The sequence below is a fragment of the Candidatus Sulfuricurvum sp. RIFRC-1 genome (assembly GCF_000310245.1).
In the GTDB taxonomy this organism is placed as follows: domain Bacteria; phylum Campylobacterota; class Campylobacteria; order Campylobacterales; family Sulfurimonadaceae; genus Sulfuricurvum.
In genome coordinates this window covers 2,300,369-2,319,917 of sequence record NC_020505.1, presented here as the reverse complement: position 1 = coordinate 2,319,917, position 19,549 = coordinate 2,300,369, and the positions used below count along the sequence as shown (strand labels likewise).

The 19,549-nt window shown below is 44.6% G+C and carries 17 protein-coding genes, 2 tRNA genes and 3 rRNA genes; 13 read left to right on the top strand and 9 right to left on the bottom strand.

Annotation, left to right across the window (positions count from 1 at the left end):
* Positions 1 to 67 precede the first annotated feature (67 nt).
* Genes pyrE through secG form a run of 3 tightly spaced genes read right to left on the bottom strand, consistent with a single transcriptional unit; the run spans position 68 to position 1,573 of the window.
* Positions 68 to 676 carry an orotate phosphoribosyltransferase gene (pyrE, locus tag B649_RS11805; RefSeq protein ID WP_015654750.1) on the bottom strand — a complete coding sequence of 203 codons (609 nt, stop codon included), beginning with the start codon at positions 674 to 676 and terminating at the stop codon, positions 68 to 70.
* Positions 677 to 681: 5 nt separating this feature from the next.
* Positions 682 to 1,239: a ribosome recycling factor gene (gene frr, locus B649_RS11800; protein ID WP_015654749.1), complete on the bottom strand. Its 558-nt coding sequence runs from the start codon at positions 1,237 to 1,239 to the stop codon at positions 682 to 684.
* 16 nt (positions 1,240 to 1,255) lie between these two features.
* Entirely contained in the window at positions 1,256 to 1,573 is a 318-nt protein-coding gene (gene secG, locus B649_RS11795; protein ID WP_015654748.1) for a preprotein translocase subunit SecG, read from the bottom strand.
* 277 nt (positions 1,574 to 1,850) lie between these two features.
* On the opposite strand from secG, the gene B649_RS11790 reads away from it, so the two are divergent.
* The 5 genes from B649_RS11790 to B649_RS11770 are packed head-to-tail and all read left to right on the top strand — an operon-like array spanning position 1,851 to position 5,472.
* Positions 1,851 to 2,813 carry a zinc ABC transporter substrate-binding protein gene (locus tag B649_RS11790; protein WP_015654747.1) on the top strand — a complete coding sequence of 321 codons (963 nt, stop codon included), beginning with the start codon at positions 1,851 to 1,853 and terminating at the stop codon, positions 2,811 to 2,813.
* Positions 2,804 to 3,565, top strand: coding sequence for a metal ABC transporter ATP-binding protein (locus B649_RS11785; protein ID WP_291750907.1), 762 nt, complete (start codon positions 2,804 to 2,806; stop codon positions 3,563 to 3,565). Before B649_RS11790 ends, B649_RS11785 begins: the two co-directional genes overlap by 10 nt.
* A 12-nt stretch (positions 3,566 to 3,577) precedes the next feature.
* Positions 3,578 to 4,375, top strand: a complete 798-nt coding sequence (locus tag B649_RS11780; protein WP_015654745.1) for a metal ABC transporter permease — start codon at positions 3,578 to 3,580, stop codon at positions 4,373 to 4,375.
* Complete coding sequence (locus B649_RS11775) at positions 4,372 to 5,061, top strand: methyltransferase domain-containing protein (RefSeq protein ID WP_015654744.1); 690 nt, start codon at positions 4,372 to 4,374, stop codon at positions 5,059 to 5,061. Before B649_RS11780 ends, B649_RS11775 begins: the two co-directional genes overlap by 4 nt.
* A 57-nt stretch (positions 5,062 to 5,118) precedes the next feature.
* Positions 5,119 to 5,472 (top strand): hypothetical protein, encoded by a 354-nt coding sequence (locus B649_RS11770; protein ID WP_015654743.1) that lies wholly within the window; start codon positions 5,119 to 5,121, stop codon positions 5,470 to 5,472.
* Between the two features lie 22 nt (positions 5,473 to 5,494).
* Here the strand turns inward: B649_RS11770 and B649_RS11765 are convergent, their stop codons facing one another.
* The 3 genes from B649_RS11765 to B649_RS11755 are packed head-to-tail and all read right to left on the bottom strand — an operon-like array spanning position 5,495 to position 7,828.
* Complete coding sequence (locus B649_RS11765) at positions 5,495 to 6,718, bottom strand: TIGR03862 family flavoprotein (protein WP_015654742.1); 1,224 nt, start codon at positions 6,716 to 6,718, stop codon at positions 5,495 to 5,497.
* A complete protein-coding gene (locus B649_RS11760) occupies positions 6,715 to 7,137 on the bottom strand; it encodes a hypothetical protein (RefSeq protein WP_015654741.1) in 423 nt (140 codons plus the stop codon). Before B649_RS11760 ends, B649_RS11765 begins: the two co-directional genes overlap by 4 nt.
* Positions 7,127 to 7,828, bottom strand: coding sequence for a Bax inhibitor-1/YccA family protein (locus tag B649_RS11755; RefSeq protein WP_015654740.1), 702 nt, complete (start codon positions 7,826 to 7,828; stop codon positions 7,127 to 7,129). The genes B649_RS11760 and B649_RS11755 overlap by 11 nt, the downstream gene beginning before the upstream one ends.
* Positions 7,829 to 8,284: 456 nt before the next feature.
* Between B649_RS11755 and B649_RS11750 the strand changes: the two genes are divergently transcribed.
* The 8 genes from B649_RS11750 to B649_RS11715 all read left to right on the top strand — a co-directional run bounded on the left by B649_RS11750 (position 8,285) and on the right by B649_RS11715 (position 17,237).
* Positions 8,285 to 9,794, top strand: a 16S ribosomal RNA gene (locus tag B649_RS11750).
* 121 nt (positions 9,795 to 9,915) lie between these two features.
* Positions 9,916 to 9,992, top strand: a tRNA-Ile gene (locus tag B649_RS11745).
* 97 nt (positions 9,993 to 10,089) lie between these two features.
* A tRNA-Ala gene (locus tag B649_RS11740) sits at positions 10,090 to 10,165 on the top strand.
* Between the two features lie 230 nt (positions 10,166 to 10,395).
* A 23S ribosomal RNA gene (locus tag B649_RS11735) occupies positions 10,396 to 13,314 on the top strand.
* A 131-nt stretch (positions 13,315 to 13,445) separates the two neighbouring features.
* Positions 13,446 to 13,561: ribosomal RNA gene (rrf, locus tag B649_RS11730) — 5S ribosomal RNA — on the top strand.
* Together the 16S, 23S and 5S rRNA genes with 2 tRNA genes alongside form the textbook arrangement of a ribosomal RNA operon.
* A gap of 438 nt (positions 13,562 to 13,999) precedes the next feature.
* Entirely contained in the window at positions 14,000 to 15,277 is a 1,278-nt protein-coding gene (locus B649_RS11725) for an outer membrane protein transport protein (RefSeq protein WP_015654739.1), read from the top strand.
* A 179-nt stretch (positions 15,278 to 15,456) separates the two neighbouring features.
* Positions 15,457 to 16,407 (top strand): hypothetical protein, encoded by a 951-nt coding sequence (locus tag B649_RS11720; RefSeq protein WP_015654738.1) that lies wholly within the window; start codon positions 15,457 to 15,459, stop codon positions 16,405 to 16,407.
* Positions 16,404 to 17,237, top strand: coding sequence for a hypothetical protein (locus tag B649_RS11715; protein WP_015654737.1), 834 nt, complete (start codon positions 16,404 to 16,406; stop codon positions 17,235 to 17,237). Before B649_RS11720 ends, B649_RS11715 begins: the two co-directional genes overlap by 4 nt.
* Positions 17,238 to 17,308: 71 nt before the next feature.
* On the opposite strand, the gene B649_RS11710 is transcribed toward B649_RS11715, so the two are convergent.
* Genes B649_RS11710 through B649_RS11700 form a run of 3 tightly spaced genes read right to left on the bottom strand, consistent with a single transcriptional unit; the run spans position 17,309 to position 19,315 of the window.
* Positions 17,309 to 18,349, bottom strand: coding sequence for an Mrp/NBP35 family ATP-binding protein (locus tag B649_RS11710; RefSeq protein ID WP_015654736.1), 1,041 nt, complete (start codon positions 18,347 to 18,349; stop codon positions 17,309 to 17,311).
* A complete protein-coding gene (locus tag B649_RS11705; RefSeq protein ID WP_015654735.1) occupies positions 18,339 to 18,713 on the bottom strand; it encodes a hypothetical protein in 375 nt (124 codons plus the stop codon). Before B649_RS11705 ends, B649_RS11710 begins: the two co-directional genes overlap by 11 nt.
* Positions 18,710 to 19,315: a hypothetical protein gene (locus B649_RS11700; protein ID WP_015654734.1), complete on the bottom strand. Its 606-nt coding sequence runs from the start codon at positions 19,313 to 19,315 to the stop codon at positions 18,710 to 18,712. Before B649_RS11700 ends, B649_RS11705 begins: the two co-directional genes overlap by 4 nt.
* Between the last annotated feature and the right edge of the window lie 234 nt (positions 19,316 to 19,549).

Sequence of the window (19,549 nt, the reverse complement as noted above, 5' to 3'; positions counted from 1 at the left end):
CACGTGGCTACGCTAACGCTGAGTTCTCTTCGGCAGAGAGCCCCCATGCACGCTTGCGTACATAATGTTAATTTCCTCGAGAACCGGGCTTGATCGCGTCTGAACCATCCGCACACAATGGGCAATTTTCCGGTGCATACATCTCAAAATCGAAATCAGCGAGGGCGAAAAGAGGTTTATCCGCAGGTAAAGCACAGTTGGTTTTACGATCCAAGGCGCTTCCGTCACGTTTGCAAAACCCACGGTTAGCGAGGGCTGCGAAACCTACCACGACACCGCCGAGGGCTTCGATAGCCTTTGCCGCTTCCATAGCAGACCCGCCGGTGGTGATGATGTCTTCACAGATGAGGACTTTCTCACCCGGAGTGATTTCAAAACCGCGACGAATCTGCATTTCACCATTGACACGCTCTGCAAAAATCGAACGTTTATCGAGTGCTGTCGCGAGGGCAAATCCTGCGATGAGTCCACCGAGTGCCGGAGCACAAACGGTATCAATTTCGATCCCATTTTTTTGAATATTAGCGGCTAGCGCATCCGCGAGAAGCTTTGCGGTGCGAGGTTGCTCCAACACTTTTGCCGATTGGAGGTAATACGCAGAGTGATTGCCCGAGCTGAGTTTAAAATGCCCTTCAAGCATTGCGCTTGCATCGAGATAGATTTGTTTGATATCCATTAGGGTTATACCGTCAAGATGTCTTGCTCTTTACTTTTGAGCAATTCTTCGATTTTGGCGATAAATTTATCGGTGATCTTTTGGACTTTATCCTGAGCCCCTTTGGACTCATCGGCGGTTACCAGTTTGTCTTTTTCGAGTACTTTGATTTTATCGTTTGCTTTTTTGCGGTCATTACGTACGGCAACTTTTGCATCTTCCGCCATTCCACGTGCTTTTTTCGCGGTATCGTGACGCTGATCTACGGTCATCGCAGGGAAGAAAAGTTTGATATCGGTTCCGTTATTGTTCGGATTGACTCCGATATCGGCTTTCATGATCGCTTTTTCGATTACTGAGAGCATCGATTTATCCCACGGAGAGATCGTAATAGTCGTAGCATCGGTAGCAAGAACACTTGCGGCTTGATCGATAGGAGTCAGCGAACCGTAGTTGTCAACGCGAACATTATCCAAGATTTTAGTGGTGACACGTCCGGTGCGGAGTGTGCGGAAGTTGCTGAGAAGATGCTCACAGCTTCCTTGCATTTTTTCTTCGCAAAATTGATACACTTCGTTTAACATGAAATTCCCCTTCGTCTTATTTGGTAATATTGGTATCGTTTACGATATCGATCGTAGGTGCGGCAACCTCAGTCGTCTCAACCATAGCGTCGACAACCGAAGCATTTTTTTGTTGAGCGTAGAAATAACCCAATGCGATTGTGTTCACCACAAAAACAAATCCGAGGAAAAAGGTCACTTTAGCCAAAAAGCTCCCCGGTCCTTTAGCCCCGAAAACTGATTCGTTAGAACCGCTGTATGCTCCCAAGCCGATGCTGGAACTTTTTTGCAAAAGTACGGCGATAGTGATCATTACTACGAGTACGATTTGCACGATGAGCAGAATACCTGTCATGTTAATCCTTAAATAATAAAAAAGTTCGCGATTATAGCACAGTGTTGATTAGAGGGTGATGAAGCTCTTTTTTAAACCGATTAGGATTAAAATACCCTTTTTACAAAAAGGAAAACGGTTATGTGCAAAAAATGTCCCCACAAGAAAAAAGTAGCCTATGCCATTGCAATCGTTGTCTCAACGGTAGCCTATTACTTTATCTTTACGCAATTTTAGATTAGCGATCAATTTTCTTTAAGAGAGTGAATAAAAATTACTATAAATGAGAGTCAAATTAATGGATACAAAACGACTGATAGTGTTTGGCGGTATTATTGTTGCAATCGTTATAGGGATGAGTTTTTTTTCTCCAAAGCCTCAGAAAAAGGAGAGTACAGGCGACGTTAAAGCGGTTGTCTCTGTCAGTACCTTCTCTCTGTTCGAAGTTGCCAATGCTGTTGCCGGTGATGCTCTTGATATCCGTTCCATTGTTCCATTGGGGAGCGATGCTCATATGTTTTCTCCTAATCCGACTCAGGTTGCCGAGATTTCAGGTGCGGCGTTGTTTATCTATAACGGTGCAGGATTTGAGACATGGGCCGAAAATCTGATAAACACCCTCCCTGAAACGACGCAGGTTATCGACATGAGCCACTATATGACTTTGATGAAAAGCAAAGAAGATCACCACGATGAAGCAGAACATGAGGGGGAAGAGACTCATGATCACGGAGCGTCTGATCCTCACTATTGGCTCGATATCGACAATATGATCAAAATGACCCAAACATTGGATACACAATTCTCAAAACTTGCCCCTCTCAAAGCGGAGTATTTTCATCACAATGCACGTGCCTATATTACCGAACTCCAAAAACTCAAATTAGAATACACAACAGGCTTGGCGGAGTGTAAAAATCGTGCCCTTATCTCAAATCACGACGCATTCGGTTATTTGGCAAATGCCAATAAATTGGAAAATGTGTCTGTTATCGGATTGTCCAGTGATGAGCAGCCGAGCGCACAGACGGTAGCCCATGTGGTCGAAGTAGTTAAAAAATACGGGATGAAAACGATCTTTTTTGAAGAGATGATCAACGATAACGTCTCTCAAACCATTGCACGCGAAACGGGGGCGAAGGCTCTCTCCCTCCAACCGCTGGAAAATATTAGCCAAGATGAGTTAAAATCGCATCAAACGTATCTCTCGATAATGCGAGAGAACCTAAAAAAATTACGTGAAGCTATGGAGTGCCGTTGAAATTTTCCCCGAGTCTTTTCGAAGTGAACAGCCTCAATTTTGAGAGACAGGGCAATCTTGTCCTCAAAGGGGCAACATTTCAAATTCTGCCGGGGGAATATTGTGCCATTATCGGCCCTAACGGCGGAGGGAAAACAACCCTTGTCCGTCTTTTGTTGGGTCTCGAAAAACCGACATCTGGTGCGATTAAACTTTTCGGAATGGCTCAAAATCGTTTCCGAGACTGGAACCGTATCGGCTATGTTCCTCAGCGTTCCGCTCTGGTGGACAGCACTTTTCCGGCAACGGTGCGTGAAGTGGTCGGGATGGGTCGATACGCCGTGAGGGGAATTTTGGGATTTGAATCGGACGAAGATAAAGCCTCGATTAGTGAGGCGATGGAGTTGATGGGGGTGCAGGATTTATCGGATCGTCTGATCGGTAACCTCTCCGGCGGTCAGCGCCAGCGAGTGATGATCGCTCGCGCACTTGCTTCTAACCCGGATGTATTGATTGTTGATGAGCCCAATACGGGGGTTGATGTTGAATCCCAGCACCGTTTCTACGAACTGCTCCGTACCCTTAACCGTACCAAAAAAATGTCTATCCTCTTTATTACTCACGATATCGGAGTAATTGCCGAGGATATTACCCGTGTCTTGTTTGTCAACCAAACACTGCTCGTTTCCAAAAATCCTGCTGAAATGATCCGATGTGATGAGATGAGCCGACTCTACGGCACACCGGCACACGTTGTATGTCATAATCATTGAAGGGGGTAACGAATGTTGGAAATGTTTAATTACCCCTTTATGCAGCGGGCGTTTATCGCGGGATTGATGATAGCGGTTTTAGCGGCACTCAGCGGTTCTTTTATCGTTCTTCGCCGTTATTCATTGCTCAGCGAAACTTTGGCACACGTATCGTTAGTCGGTGTGGCAATAGGGTTATTATTTGGGATGAGCCCGTTGTGGATAGCGGTTGTTGCATCACTGCTTGCATCATGGATGATCGAATATCTGCGCAGTGTCCATGGGATGTATTCGGATTCAATACTTGCTATATTTCTATCAGGCTCACTTGCCCTTGCCATTGTTATTGTCTCGCTGGCAGGATCGTTTAATGCCTCCCTTTTTAGCTATCTTTTTGGCTCCATCCTCTCAGTAAGCACTCAGGATTTGTGGGTGATGGGGATTTTCGGCTCCTTGGCGATGGCACTGCTGCTCACTTTCTTCAAAGAACTCTATTTTATCGCTTTTGATGAGGATGTTGCCCGTGCAGGGGGTATCCGTGTGACGTTACTAAACTTTATGCTCGTGAGTGTTATAGCCGTGATTATCGCCCTATCGATTCGGGTGGTTGGGACGCTTCTTATCGGCGCATTGATGGTGATTCCTCCGGTTGCCGCAATCCGTTTCGGCATGGGTTTTTATCCGACCACGCTCCTTTCTATCGCGATAGCCCTCATTTCGGTGGTGATCGGACTCGGTGCTTCGTATCTTTTTTCACTTCCCAGCGGTGCCGCTATTGTCTTATGTCTTCTTGTTATCTTTATCATTGCCTTGGTGGTTAATCGTCGATGAGTAGTGCGTGTCATGAGTTTTCCCGCTACGCTGCAGAATATGGCAGTCGTAATGTAATTCAACGCCTCGTTGCCAAAAAACTGATTGCCTCCACCCCTAATCAGCCAAAGCAGATAGTGGATTTGGGATGCGGGAACGGAACCCTTTATTCGCTGATTGATTGGGAGGTTGAACATTTTGTCGGCATCGATTTTTCCGCACAGATGTTAGAACATCACCCCTTATCACCCAATGTTGAGTTGATCTTGGGCGATTTTAACGATCCGGCATTATTTGAAACGTTAAGTGCTGAGTGCTTTGAGCATATTTACTCCGCTTCAGCATTGCAGTGGGCGGATGATCTGGAGAGGGTGTTAAAATCGCTAGCATCGCTCAACACCCCCATGTCGCTGGCTATTTTCACCTCAGGAACCTTTAAAACCCTTCACGAATGTGCGGGGGTTACTCCGTTGTTACGCTCTAGCGATGAGGTCATAGCTATGGCTGAAAAATATATGGACGCACGATTTGAAGTACTTCATACAACGTTGGAGTTTGATTCGGTACGGGAGATGTTTCGCTATATCAAACGAAGCGGAGTGAGTGGTGGGCGTCGCGTTCTTAACTATGCACAAACAAAGCAGTTAATGGAATTTTATCCGCTTAATTATTTAGAATTTGAAGTATTATTTATTTTAAAAAGTTAATCTTTTTTTAGTCTTATCCGTTATACTATAACCTCATAATTAGTGGAGGATATACAAATGCACGGTATAGAAAAATATGATAATCTCAAAGATGTTATTCCAAAGCTTCAAAGCGTTTTGGCGGAAGCGATTCAGTCGGAATTTTTAGAGATTAAAAAGATTGACAAAGAGTGTGAAAAATTTATTACCTTAGCAGAACATATTCCTGAGCTCTCACGGGCAGAGTATGTTATTTTTTCTCACCATATCAAAAAAAATGAACATAAAAATGAGATTTTCGTATTTATCGATGCTGAAGGAGGGATTGTCCGCCACGTAAGTGGGCGTGAGATGGAACTGTATGGTCTTTTGGAGCCGTGTGCTACTTTGCACGTATCCGATGAGTACCAAAAACAACAAGAACATGCTTAATCGGATGAGTGTCGTCACTGATTCAGAAACGTATTTTTTCTCCACCCACCATTTTTAAAACACCTTTGGCCGCGAATACTCCACTGGCAAAACATCCGGTTAAGAGATAACCACCGGTTGGTGCATCCCAATCGAGCATTTCACCTGCACAAAAGATATTCGGAAGAGCGTGTAGCATAAGATCCTCGTCCAGTGCTTCACGCATCACCCCTCCTGCCGTGCTAATGGCTTCCTCTATGGGTTGCATTCCCATGAGGGTAATGGGATATTTCTTTACATATGCCGCAACGCTGAGGGGGTCAGACCATCGATTTTTGGCTAACCCTTCACGAATGAGTGCCGCTTTAACCCCCTCCAAACCCGCTTTGCGCCATGTGTTGTCAAGTGATTGTTTTGTAGATGAGGTGAGTCGTGATACCAAAGCAGCTTCACTTATATGAGGCAAAAGGTCTAAATAGAGGATTGCCGAGCCATGCGCCATCATTTCTTCGCGTAATGGACGCGACAGCGCATAGACCAATCCCCCCTCAATACCGTAGGTTGTTAAAACAGCTTCGGAGGAACTGATACTCTCTTCGGCTCCTTTAACCCATCCCGAGATATTTTTTAACGCTTTCCCTAAATGGGGCTGCAAGAAGGGGGACCATGTTGATTTAAATCCACAGTTTGAGGGCAGTAGCGGATTAATAGGTATTCCTTGAGCCGCTAAAATGCTTACCCATGCTCCATCCGAACCTAAGCTGGCCCAGCTTCCGCCGCCCAAAGCTAAAATCGTTGCATCGGCTTTTACGACTGCTTCACCCTCCGGGCACTCAAATACTAAAGAGCCTTCATCACTAAAGCCTTTCCAATAATGGCGACAATGAACACGAACGCCCCGTTTTTTTAACGAAGAGAGCCACCGCCGTAACAGCGGTGCGGCTTTCATCTCGGTGGGGAAAACTCTCCCCGATGTCCCGACGAACGAATCGACCCCCAAACTCTCCATCCATCCTCTAATCATAGTAGCATCAAATGCTCTAATCATAGGCTTCAGCCAATCGCTTTGATCATAGCGACCGATAAAATCATCCATCGGTTCGCTGTGGGTAATATTTAACCCACCCTTGCCCGCCATGAGGAATTTCCGACCTACAGAAGGTTTCGCCTCGTAAATATCGACACTTATCCCTGCTGCAGATAAAACATCCGCTGCCATCAATCCGGCGGGTCCTGCTCCGATAATGACGATTCGTTTAGGTTTCAACGAGACCCGTTACTGTGGTCTAAAAGGTTTTTCTTTTCTAATGTATAGAGTTCGTAGCGGATATTCTTAAATCGCTCGCTCAAAGCAGGTTCCACTATCTTATACAGCTCTTCTAAAACCCTTGAAGATTCCTGAGCTCTTTTATAGTTAGCTATTAGTATGGATCGTAGATCGGTACGGTTCATTTCGCTTTGCATTGTTGGACGCAAGACATCATTAACGCTGTCGCGTGAGGCGAGGAGTGCTTCGAGAGGTTCGATCCGGCATTGATGGCGGAGATTTTTGAGTGAAGTGGAGAGTTCCTTGTCATTGTGAACATAGCGCGCTATATCCTCAATCACACGGATACCCTCTTTGAGACGGTTTATATTGGCATCCACCACCCGGAGAAGTTCCGGGGGAAGTTGATTATTCGTCATTGCTTCCGAAAATTCCGAAGAGTTGGAGCAATGCGGTAAAGATATTGAGAAAATCGAGATACAACGCAAGGGCACCGTCGATAGGAGTCTCGTAGTTTCCATTCATAATGTTCTGCGTATCATAAATAACCATGATGCTAAACAGTATTACAACCACGCCTGAAATAGCAACGTGCAAGATTGGATTACCAAGGAAGATATTTAAAATTGAAAAACCAATAATCACCAACATTGCAATCATTAACGGTTTACCGTAACTGGTAAAGTCTTTAGTAGTTTTGATAGCATAAAAACTCATAGCACCAAAAACGACAGAGGTCATGGCAAACGCATTACCGATAATGGTCGCTCCGCCATTCATCCCTAGTGTGCGTGCCAATAATGGTGCTAACATCAAACCGGTCATAAAGACAAACCCAAACATAACCGCTAAATTAATACCGGGTTTATGTTTGACAAAATGTAAACCGATGAGGAAACCGATTTCCAAAGCAAACAAAGGCCAAAAATAATTAGCGATTGCTCCAGCTAGAGGAACACCAACGTATGCACCGACTGCGCCTGCCATCATTGAAGCGGCGAACAGTTTATACGTATCTTTAACAAACGAAACGATCTGCGCCTCACTGCGGTGAGCGCTCTCGTAACCAAAAGCACCTTCTCGTGCGTATTCGCGATCATATAAAGCCATAGCTTTTTCCTTATAAGGGATTTTACAAAAGTGATTATACAAGAGTTTGATTAACCGTTCATTTGATTATAAAGATAAATAGAGGAGTTTAGAGGGAGAAAATGGGTAGAAATGTTACATTTTTAAGGGTTCAAAATAGAAAATAAAAACTTTTTGACATATTTTGCCTATTTGCTCGAAAACCTCTTGACATCTAAGACTAAATCCCCTATAATTCCCGTCCACAAACGATGAGACGCTTCGAAAAGAAGGGTTAAGTTTGAGTTTGCGATCATTGAAAACTAAGTAGGTCAAACGGTTCGAGACGGTGTCTTCGAGACGTTGACCTTATGTCAACACAATACAACAACCGTCTATTTACTTTGATTGGGTTAACCAATCACCAAAAAGTAAAATAGATAACAATTTATGAAGCCAATGATTTTAACATCTTGGGTCATAGGATTGGACAAACCAATTATGGAGAGTTTGATCCTGGCTCAGAGTGAACGCTGGCGGCGTGCCTAACACATGCAAGTCGAACGATGATGGAGAGCTTGCTCTCCTGATTAGTGGCGCACGGGTGAGTATACCATAGATAATGTACCTCTTAGTTCGGGATAGCCACTGGAAACGGTGATTAATACCGGATACTCCTTCTTACTTTAAGGTAAGTCGGGAAAGTTTTTTCGCTAAGAGATCAGTCTATGTCCTATCAGCTAGTTGGTGAGGTAATGGCTCACCAAGGCTATGACGGGTATCTGGTTTGAGAGGATGATCAGACACACTGGAACTGAGACACGGTCCAGACTCCTACGGGAGGCAGCAGTGAGGAATATTGCACAATGGAGGAAACTCTGATGCAGCAACGCCGCGTGGAGGATGACGCATTTCGGTGTGTAAACTCCTTTTAAGAGGGAAGATAATGACGGTACCTCTTGAATAAGCACCGGCTAACTCCGTGCCAGCAGCCGCGGTAATACGGAGGGTGCAAGCGTTACTCGGAATCACTGGGCGTAAAGGGTGCGTAGGCTGGCTTCTAAGTCAGATGTGAAATCCAATGGCTTAACCATTGAACTGCATTTGAAACTGGGAGCCTAGAGTTCAGAAGGGGCAGATGGAATTAGTGGTGTAGGGGTAAAATCCGTAGATATCACTAGGAATATCAAAAGCGAAGGCGATCTGCTGGGATGATACTGACGCTGAGGCACGAAAGCGTGGGGAGCAAACAGGATTAGATACCCTGGTAGTCCACGCCCTAAACGATGAATGCTAGTCGTCGGGGAGCTCGTCTCTTCGGTGATGCACTTAACAGATTAAGCATTCCGCCTGGGGAGTACGGTCGCAAGATTAAAACTCAAAGGAATAGACGGGGACCCGCACAAGTGGTGGAGCATGTGGTTTAATTCGAAGATACACGAAGAACCTTACCTGGCCTTGACATGGTAGGAACCCTTAAGAGATTAGGGGGTGCTAGCTTGCTAGAACCTACACACAGGTGCTGCACGGCTGTCGTCAGCTCGTGTCGTGAGATGTTGGGTTAAGTCCCGCAACGAGCGCAACCCTCGTCGTTAGTTGCTAACAGTTCGGCTGAGCACTCTAACGAGACTGCCTTCGTAAGGAGGAGGAAGGTGAGGACGACGTCAAGTCATCATGGCCCTTACGGCCAGGGCTACACACGTGCTACAATGGGGCGTACAAAGAGCTGCAATACCGCGAGGTGGAGCCAATCTCTTAAAGCGTCTCTCAGTTCGGATTGTTCTCTGCAACTCGAGAACATGAAGCTGGAATCACTAGTAATCGTAGATCAGCTATGCTACGGTGAATACGTTCCCGGGTCTTGTACTCACCGCCCGTCACACCATGGGAGTTGATTTCACCCGAAATCGGGATGCCAAACTGGCTACCGCTTACGGTGGAATTAGCGACTGGGGTGAAGTCGTAACAAGGTAACCGTAGGAGAACCTGCGGTTGGATCACCTCCTTTCTAAGAGTAACGACGAATCCTTCATTGGATTGCGTCATCTTAAAAAATCTCACAGAAGTATTGTCTTGACCGTTTACCTACTTAGTTTTCAGTGATCCATGTTATTTGACATAATACATATGGGTTTGTAGCTCAGCTGGTTAGAGCACACCCCTGATAAGGGTGAGGTCGATGGTTCGAGTCCATTCAAACCCACCAGATTTTAAGACATAAGCATAAAGCTTTCGGCTTCACGTACTAGAGTACGCTTTGCCTCACCTTTATACTTCTTTCTCAAAATCACGATCACTTATCTGGGGAATTAGCTCAGCTGGGAGAGCGCCTGCTTTGCACGCAGGAGGTCAGCGGTTCGATCCCGCTATTCTCCACCAGATCTAGATCAGAATACAAAGTCTGATTCAAGTACTTAATTTAGAGTATTTGAATTAGACTTTAAAAGTCTAATGTTATTTGAATTATTATTGTTAAGTCGTCAACTAAATATGTTTGACATAGAGAAATCTATGAGAAACAAATTTAACATAATACAAAGAGATTTGTATTACGTAACTACAAACACATTTCACCGTCTTATTCTTAATAAGGCGGTGAGCGCAAATTAGAAAAAGATATTAAGGGCCATAGGTGGATGCCTTGGCTGGTAGAGGCGATGAAGGACGTATTAGGCTGCGATAAGCCTCGGGGAGCTGCCAAAGAGCTTTGATCCGGGGATTTCCGAATGGGGCAACCCAACATATCGAGAGGTATGTTACCCTACGGGGGGCGAACTCAGGGAAGTGAAACATCTCAGTACCTGAAGGAATATAAATCAAACGAGATTCCCAAAGTAGCGGCGAGCGAAATGGGATTAGGACAAACCGATTGCTTGCAATCGGGGTTGCGGACTGCATACGGCATTGCGAGTCGATAGAAGAATGAGTTGGAAAGCTCGACCATAGAGGGTGATAGTCCCGTACTTGAAATTGACAGACAGCTAGCAGGATCCAGAGTAGGTCGGGACACGTGTTATCTTGACTGAAGCCGGGGGGACCACCCTCCAATCCTAAATACTACTACCAGACCGATAGCGAACTAGTACCGTAAGGGAAAGGTGAAAAGAACTGCGGTGAGCAGAGTGAAATAGAACCTGAAACCTATGGCTTACAATCATTCGGAGCCCTATTCTTTATGAAGGGTGACGGACTGCCTTTTGCATAATGAGCCTGCGAGTTGTGGTGTCTGGCAAGGTTAACCTCACGGGAAGCCGTAGCGAAAGCGAGTCTTAATAGGGCGAATTAGTCAGATGCTGCAGACCCGAAACTAAGTGATCTATCCATGAGCAGGTTGAAGCTGGTGTAAGAGCCAGTGGAGGACCGAACCGGTGGGTGTTGAAAAACCCTCGGATGACTTGTGGATAGGGGTGAAAGGCCAATCAAACTTAGTGATAGCTGGTTCTCTCCGAAATATATTTAGGTATAGCCTCGAGTCGTAACATGAAGGGGTAGAGCACTGACAGGGCTAGGGCTGCTTACCGCGGTACCAAACCCTTTCAAACTCCGAATACTTCATGCGTAATCTCGGGAGTCAGGCGGTGGGTGATAAAATCAATCGTCAAGAGGGGAACAACCCAGACTAACAGCTAAGGTCCCAAAGTCGTATCTGAGTGGAAAAAGATGTGGAGTTGCTGAGACAATCAGGAAGTTGGCTTAGAAGCAGCCATCCTTTAAAGAAAGCGTAACAGCTCACTGATCTAGCGATTCTGCGCTGAAAATATAACGGGGCTAAGATACGCACCGAAGCTTTAGATTCGTATTTATACGAGTGGTAGGAGAGCGTTCCAAACAGCGTTGAAGGTATACCGGTGAGGAGTGCTGGAGCGTTTGGAAGTGAGCATGCAGGCATGAGTAGCGATAAAAGCAGTGAGAATCTGCTTCGCCGTAAACCCAAGGTTTCCTACGCGATGCTCGTCATCGTAGGGTTAGTCGGGACCTAAGTCGAGTCCGAAAGGGGTAGACGATGGCAAGTTGGTTAATATTCCAACACCGACAATTGTTCGTTTGAGTGATGGGGGGACGCATAGGGCTAATCGAGCTCACTGATGGAATAGTGGGTCGAAGGACGTAGGCTGAAACATAGGCAAATCCGTGTTTCATTAGGCCGAGATCTTACAGGCCGAGCAAAATCTTCGGATTGCGCTTGGAATCGATGATGCCGTCGTGCCAAGAAAAGCCTCTAAACGAGAACAATTGTCGCCCGTACCGTAAACCGACACAGGTGGGTGAGATGAGTATTCTAAGGCGCGTGGAAGAACCCTGGTTAAGGAACTCTGCAAACTAGCACCGTATCTTCGGTATAAGGTGTGCCCTAAGTATGTGAAGGAGCTAGCCTCTGGAGCAGAACCGGGTCGCAGCAAAGTGTCCCTCCCGACTGTTTACCAAAAACACAGCACTCTGCTAACTCGTAAGAGGATGTATAGGGTGTGACGCCTGCCCGGTGCTCGAATGTTAAAAGGATGTGTCAGCGCAAGCGAAGCATTGAATTGAAGCACGAGTAAACGGCGGCCGTAACTATAACGGTCCTAAGGTAGCGAAATTCCTTGTCGGTTAAATACCGACCTGCATGAATGGCGTAACGAGATGGGAGCTGTCTCAACCAGGGATCCAGTGAAATTGTAGTGGAGGTGAAAATTCCTCCTACCCGCGGAAAGACGGAAAGACCCCGTGCACCTTTACTATAGCTTGACATTGCTATTGGGATACTTTTGTGCAGGATAGGTGGGAGCTGTTGATGCTGTGACGCTAGTTGCAGTGGAGGCAATCTTGAGATACCACCCTTGAGTATTCTGATAGCTAACTCGCATGCGTTATCCGCATGGAGGACACTGTCTGGTGGGTAGTTTGACTGGGGCGGTCGCCTCCTAAAAAGTAACGGAGGCTTACAAAGTTCGGCTCAGAAGGGTTGGAAATCCTTCGTAGAGTATAATGGCATAAGCCGGACTGACTGTAAGACAGACAAGTCGAGCAGAGTCGAAAGACGGTCATAGTGATCCGGTGGTTCTGTGTGGAAGGGCCATCGCTCAAAGGATAAAAGGTACGCCGGGGATAACAGGCTGATCTCCCCCAAGAGCTCACATCGACGGGGAGGTTTGGCACCTCGATGTCGGCTCATCGCATCCTGGGGCTGGAGCAGGTCCCAAGGGTATGGCTGTTCGCCATTTAAAGCGGTACGCGAGCTGGGTTCAGAACGTCGTGAGACAGTTCGGTCCCTATCTTCCGTGGGCGCAGGAGAGTTGAGGAGAGCTGACCCTAGTACGAGAGGACCGGGTTGGACGTACCACTGGTGTACCAGTTGTTCTGCCAAGAGCATCGCTGGGTAGCTACGTACGGATGTGATAACCGCTGAAAGCATCTAAGCGGGAAGCCAACTCCAAGATGAACTCTCCCTGAAGTTCCCTTGAAGACTACAAGGTTAATAGGCCAGGTGTGTAAGAGCAGTAATGCTTTCAGCTGACTGGTACTAATAGAACGTTCGTCTTTATCTATGCTCACCGCCTTATTAAGCATAAATGGTGGAATGTGCATGCAGTTACGTGTCTGACGACTTAACAATAAGAATACATCTAACAAATGCTCTCAGAAGCAATGACACTTCGGTGTCCTTCCTTCTGAGTGCTCAGGTGGCTATAGAGAGGGGGAAACGCCCGGTCCCATTCCGAACCCGGAAGCTAAGACCCTCATCGCTCATAATACTGCATCTTTCAGGTGTGGAAACGTAGGTCGCCGCCTGGCCTCAGATTTTTCTCCTTTTTTTAACTCCCTTACATTTCATTCCATAATCATTTTTCTGAATCATTAATTATTTCAACTAATCAAGAATCCATATTTCCCTTCACAATATCTATCACAAATATTTTAATTATCACAAAATTGTCACTCTCCATGTTACTGTAAGAAACAGAGCTACGAAATTGTTTTAGGAACAAAAAGAATTGTTTTTTCTCTCTAGTGTTATATTCCCAGTTATAACGGCATAATCAGCCCAATATGACGATTTATTGGTATAAGATAATCCTATTAATCCGTCGTATTACAAGTATGATCGAAAATATAATTTTTTTTTATAGTGTGATATATTTGTGTTAAGTTTAATTTAATTTTTTCGCCCCTATAATGGTGTTGTTTACGAATCGTTTACCGATTCAATTTCAAACTTATCTAGGAGAATTAATGAAACGTTCAATTAAATTGGCAGTTGCAGCAGCAGTTGCATTGACATCAACAGCGGCATTCGCTACAAATGGGGATAACTTGATAGGCTTTAGTGCAAAATCACGTGCTATGGGTGGAACAGGTATTGCAAACTTTAACGGAGCTGATGCGGCACTGACTAACCCGGCGCTTCTTGCTAAAACGAAAACAAATAATTCGTTTTCGTTTGCAGGTACAGTCTTTAATTCGGATGTAAAAGTTGAGTCAACTGCCGGAAATGCTAGCAATCCGGCTATTGGAGTTAGCAAAACAAGTGATGAAGGTATTAGTATGATACCTGCTATTGCTCTTTCTCATAGAATTAATGATGACGTTGTATTCGGACTTGGTATGTACGGAACTGCAGGTATGGGTACAGACTGGAGAGGAAGTACCGGGTTAGACAATATGTTGGGTCAAGTAGATTTATATAATATGAGAAGTTCTTTAATGCTCATGCAGTTTGCTCCGGCATTAGCGTATGGTAACGACACGTTTGGTGTCGGTGTTACTGCGATTGTTCAGTATGGCGCATTGAGTATAGATTATGACACAAGTGACGCTACTCATGTAGGTAGCGGTACTTCAAATGATTTTGGACTAGGATATGATATCGGTGCCTACTACAATCCTGTCAAAGAATTGACAATCGGTCTTAATTATAAGTCTGCAATTGATATGGAATATAAAAATCAAATCTCTGATGCAGCAGCAGCATTTGGTTATGGAACTAATCCTCTAGCGTTACCTGGAAAGTCAGATCATCTTGAACAACCAGCAGAGTATGGTATTGGAGTTGCGTACAATATGGGTGCTATGACCTATACTATGGATGTCAAAGAAATTAAATGGTCTGATGCAAAAGGGTATAAAGATTTTGGTTGGGATGATCAAACGGTGTACGCTCTGGGTGTGAAATACAGTGCAGATGATTTTTGGTTGGGTGCCGGTTTTAACTATGGGGAAAATCCTATTCCAAACAATACAAATGCTACTAATGTTACAGGAGGTTTTGCTCCCAATACAGATGGTGACACTATGAATCTTTTCAACTATGCAATGTTCCCTGCAACGGTTGAGTCTGCGTATACGATAGGTGGAGGATATTCATTGGACAAGACTATGTCGATTGACGCAGCATTTACATACACTCCGGAAGTATCTGATACTGTCAGTGCGGCAACAGTTGGAGCAGGTAATGTAACTACTAAACATTCTCAAAACGCGTTAACAGTAGCGCTTAATTTCGATTTCTAGGAAATTATCTTTCTCTCCTTCTCGGGAGAGATTCACAATCCATTCACCTTTCCAAGCTATAATAAGAGACCAAAACAGTTGGGTTGTTATTATCGTTTATTTGATGGCTTTGTGATAGAATACCCCTTTTAAAAAAGGGCATATCACAGCTCAAAAGCGATTACTAAGAGGAGAATCATATGTTTAATAGACTATTACTGGGTGCGGCAGCACTTTCACTGGCCGCTTCAATGGCGTTTGGAGCCCAAGGGGCAAAATTCTATATCGGAGAAGGCGATAAAGAAAAAGCATACATGGATATGGTCAATAATAAAATCACGACTATCGGATTTGTATTGTCTGATCCGCATGAACGTATTAACGATGCGTATAAAACGAAATACGGCGGGACAAATCTTGATAATCTCGGATTTTTCTCGGTCACTAAAGATGCGGCAGTGGGACCATTGCTTATGAAAGAGCCGAGTCTGGGTGGATTCAGTCCATTTAATCTCCATGTTTATAAAAAACAGAGTGAAGATAAAACCTATGTAGGTCACATCACACCGGAAACTATGCTTGATATTACCGGTGTTAAAGATGCTGATGTACGTGCTAAATTTATCGCAACGTTTCCTGAACTCGATGCGATGATCGAAAAAGAGATCGGATCTAAAGTTCAGATCGTAGAATACAGTGCTCTTCCGGCGAAACCTATGATGACATTTGAGCTTACGTTTGAGCGTGGTGCGAGTTTGGATGCTTTCATCGCTGATTTCCAAGGTAAATTTGAAGAAGTATTTGAAGCCAATCAATATATCATTGCAGGATATAAAGATATTAAAGGCTCAATGAACGATGCAAATATTGAATTTGGCCGTTTTGATGCATATTGGGTTTATTCTCTCTGTCATTTTAAATTCTCGGAAGGGATTTTTAACCAAGGCCGTCCGGATGCAGGTGCTTTAGCACCATGTTCAATGTACATGTATGTTGAAAAAGGGTCAAATAAATTGATGATCGGTATGCCGCGTCTTGCGACTTGGACAGCGGTTATGGGGATTAAAGATCAAAAAATGAACGATTCAATCACGGCGCTTGACAAAGAGATTGTAAAAATTATGACTGAATTGGGAGCAAAAGAGCTATGAAAAAATTCTATACACTACTCATGAGTGCACTTGTTATCGGATTTTGCGGCTGCGCGGGAACTTCTCCTGAAGCCGAAGCAGGCGTAAAAGTTGAAAAAGTGGTTGCAACCTATAAAATTGCTTCGTACGTAACGGTAGATGAGGCAAAAGCAAAACTTTCTGCTGGTGGTTTTGATGTAGTCGGTACGTATAAAACCGATTCGGGAACATCTGTGCTTTATACCAATGCCGCAATGAAAGCAATGGCAAATAAACCATCACGCGGCCTTGCAGCGGTAGGACGTATTTTGGTGGATGATGAGCGTAAACAAATCAGTATCGCCAATCCGGTTTATTTCGGAAAAGCATTTATGCAAAAAGAGTATAACCACGCAGTTGCGTCGGCAACACTTGCTTCACTCGGAAAAGCATTTGGCCCATTAAAAGAGTCAACCGACAAATGGGAATTTGATGGATTAGCGGGATACCACTTTATGGTTGGAATGCCGTATTATGAAGATATGAGTGTTGTGGGTGAAGGTTCTACCGCTGATCTGGTAGCGAAAGCACAAAAAGCCAAAGGGACCACGGCCGTTGTAAAACTCGGGGATGACCGTTATGTTGCTTTTGTTGATTTAGAACGCCGCACAAACGGATTTGTAAAAAAAATCGGAACTCAAAACGGACAATTGCTTCCGTGGGCAGTATTGATTGAAGATGGTAAAGCAAAAGCACTCAGTGCGAAATATTTTATCGCGATCAGTTATCCGTTGCTTACAATGACTGAATTTATGACGATTGCAACCGTACCGGGTGCGATTGAAAATGATTTGAAGAAGATTTTTAAATAAATCTACCTTGTCACCCTGAACTTGATTCAGGGTCTGAGAGATGCCGAATCAAGTTCGGCATGACTGCTTTTTTATACTTTAAACTTCACCGCTTTCAACATATTCTCTACAATTTCACGATAATAACTTTTCAATTCATCGCTTCCCAAAACAACCGGCGGTTCACCGTTATCGCTCCCTTCACGGATGTCCATATTGAGAGGAATCTGCCCTAATAAGGGGATGTTATAACGCTCCGCTAATCGTGCACCGCCGCCGCTTCCGAAAATATCATAACGTGTTCCGGTATCAGGAGCCACAAAATAGCTCATGTTTTCGACCAAACCTGCCATCGGGACATGGATGTCTTGGAACATTCGGATAGCGCGGCTGACGTCATCACTGGCTACGAGTTGTGGAGTAGTAACGATTACCCCCGCAGTGATAGGAAGTTCTTGCGCCATGGTGAGTTGGATATCTCCCGTTCCCGGAGGCATATCGATCACCATAAAATCAAGTTCTCCCCACTTTACGTCTTCAAGAAACTGGATGAGTGCGGAGACTGCAACGGATGAACGCCAAACGAGTGGAGTATCAGAGGTAGGGGTAGTGAGGGCGACACTCATAATTTTGAGGCCGTAGTTTTCACTCGGGATGATTTTATTATCATCACTCCAGCGGATTTTTTCCAAATCGGTGTTCGTGAGACGGGGAACGTTAGGGCCATAAACATCGGCGTCCAAAATACCTACACGGTATCCTTTTTGAGCCAGAGCAATGGCGAGATTGACGCTCACGGTACTTTTACCGACTCCCCCCTTACCGCTTGTAACCGCAATAACATTTGCTGCATAAGGTGCACGGTTATTCGGGTTGGCACTGTTTCCGTAGTTGGTGTCTTTTTGTATTTGAGCTTTTTTTGTGATATTGAGGGTGGCAAATTGTTCACTAAAAGAGGATTCAATGGCTGATTTTACGGTGAGATACGAGTCGTCACTAACGGTTAGAAGCTCGATATCTGCATGAGTGCCGGTTACTTTGACTTCGGAAATCAGTTTGAGTTCACCGAGGCTGCGGCTAAGGCCCGGATACGGGAGAGACTGGAGTGCATCGGTTAATTCTTTAGTGTTCATACGGATTTCCTCTCGCTTCACGAGCCAACAGGGCTTTTGTTCCGTTGGCTTTTTGTGCTAGTTTCGCCAGTGCGGCTCGCGACGACGGGTATTCTAGGCTTAAACGATGGCATGTATTAATACGTTCGTCAATCAGAGTGTTTAACGATGCGATAACTCCTTGAAGTGTACCGATTTTGTTCGATTCATTGAGTAAATCTTTGATAAGCATCTCACGTGAATGCATTCGAAGTTCTAATCCGTTAGCGTTGCCAATAGCAATGAAATCGGTTGCGCTGAGATAAAGACCTGAGAAAAAAGTGTTTAGAAAATGGTTCTCTAAGGTCATAAATTGGCTGCGTTCTTCAAAATGGCGTTTTTTCATTCACGCTCTCCCAAATTGGCATGTGCCGCTTTGACAACATCGGGATCGTTATCGCCCAGAAGGGTCGTGATAATCTCTTTAGGAGCTGAACGGTTTTCAGCCAAACGCATCCGAACCATTTTATCGTTATCATCACATAAAATTTTGAGCAATTTAGGAGGGGTGTTCGGATTGCCTGAAAGACCGTCACGGACAATTTTTTCATCGCTAAAGAATTTTTCCAATACATCACTCGGTGTTGAAGGGTTAGCAGCAACAAGCGCACGTACGAGATTGATAGAATCGGTTGAGAGATGGCGAAGCACTTCAACCGGCGTATGCGGGTTTTTGGCAACGGCCCAGCGTGCTCCCATATCAACGGGGTTACTAGCGATATCAATCAAAAGTTCAACCATGATAGGGCTGTACTCACGTTCACGTTCATAGACAGAAGTACGTAAGGATAGGTTCATTGCCACTTGCCCTACGAGTTGTTTATCGGCTTTAAAAGCATTATAGATGGATTGTACCCCTTCGATAGGAAGAGTTTTGTCTTCGAGAAGTTCGATTAATGTTGCGGTATCAGAAGCCGCAATAGCATTGCGAAGAGCAGTGTCAGCCATAATTATTTCCTTTCATATTATTGTGATAAAAATAATCGTCATACTATCAAAAAGTGATTAAAATGTAAGTATTAGTTATAGCATGTAAGTCAAAAAAAAGGGTGAGCTGTATAAGAAAACGTAAAATAACGGGCAATCATGCTTTATTTCGATTTTGTGATAAATATGTAACAAATTGTAATGCTAGTGTGTATCAAAAAAAGTAATTTACCGTTTATTAAGAGTCTCATCTCT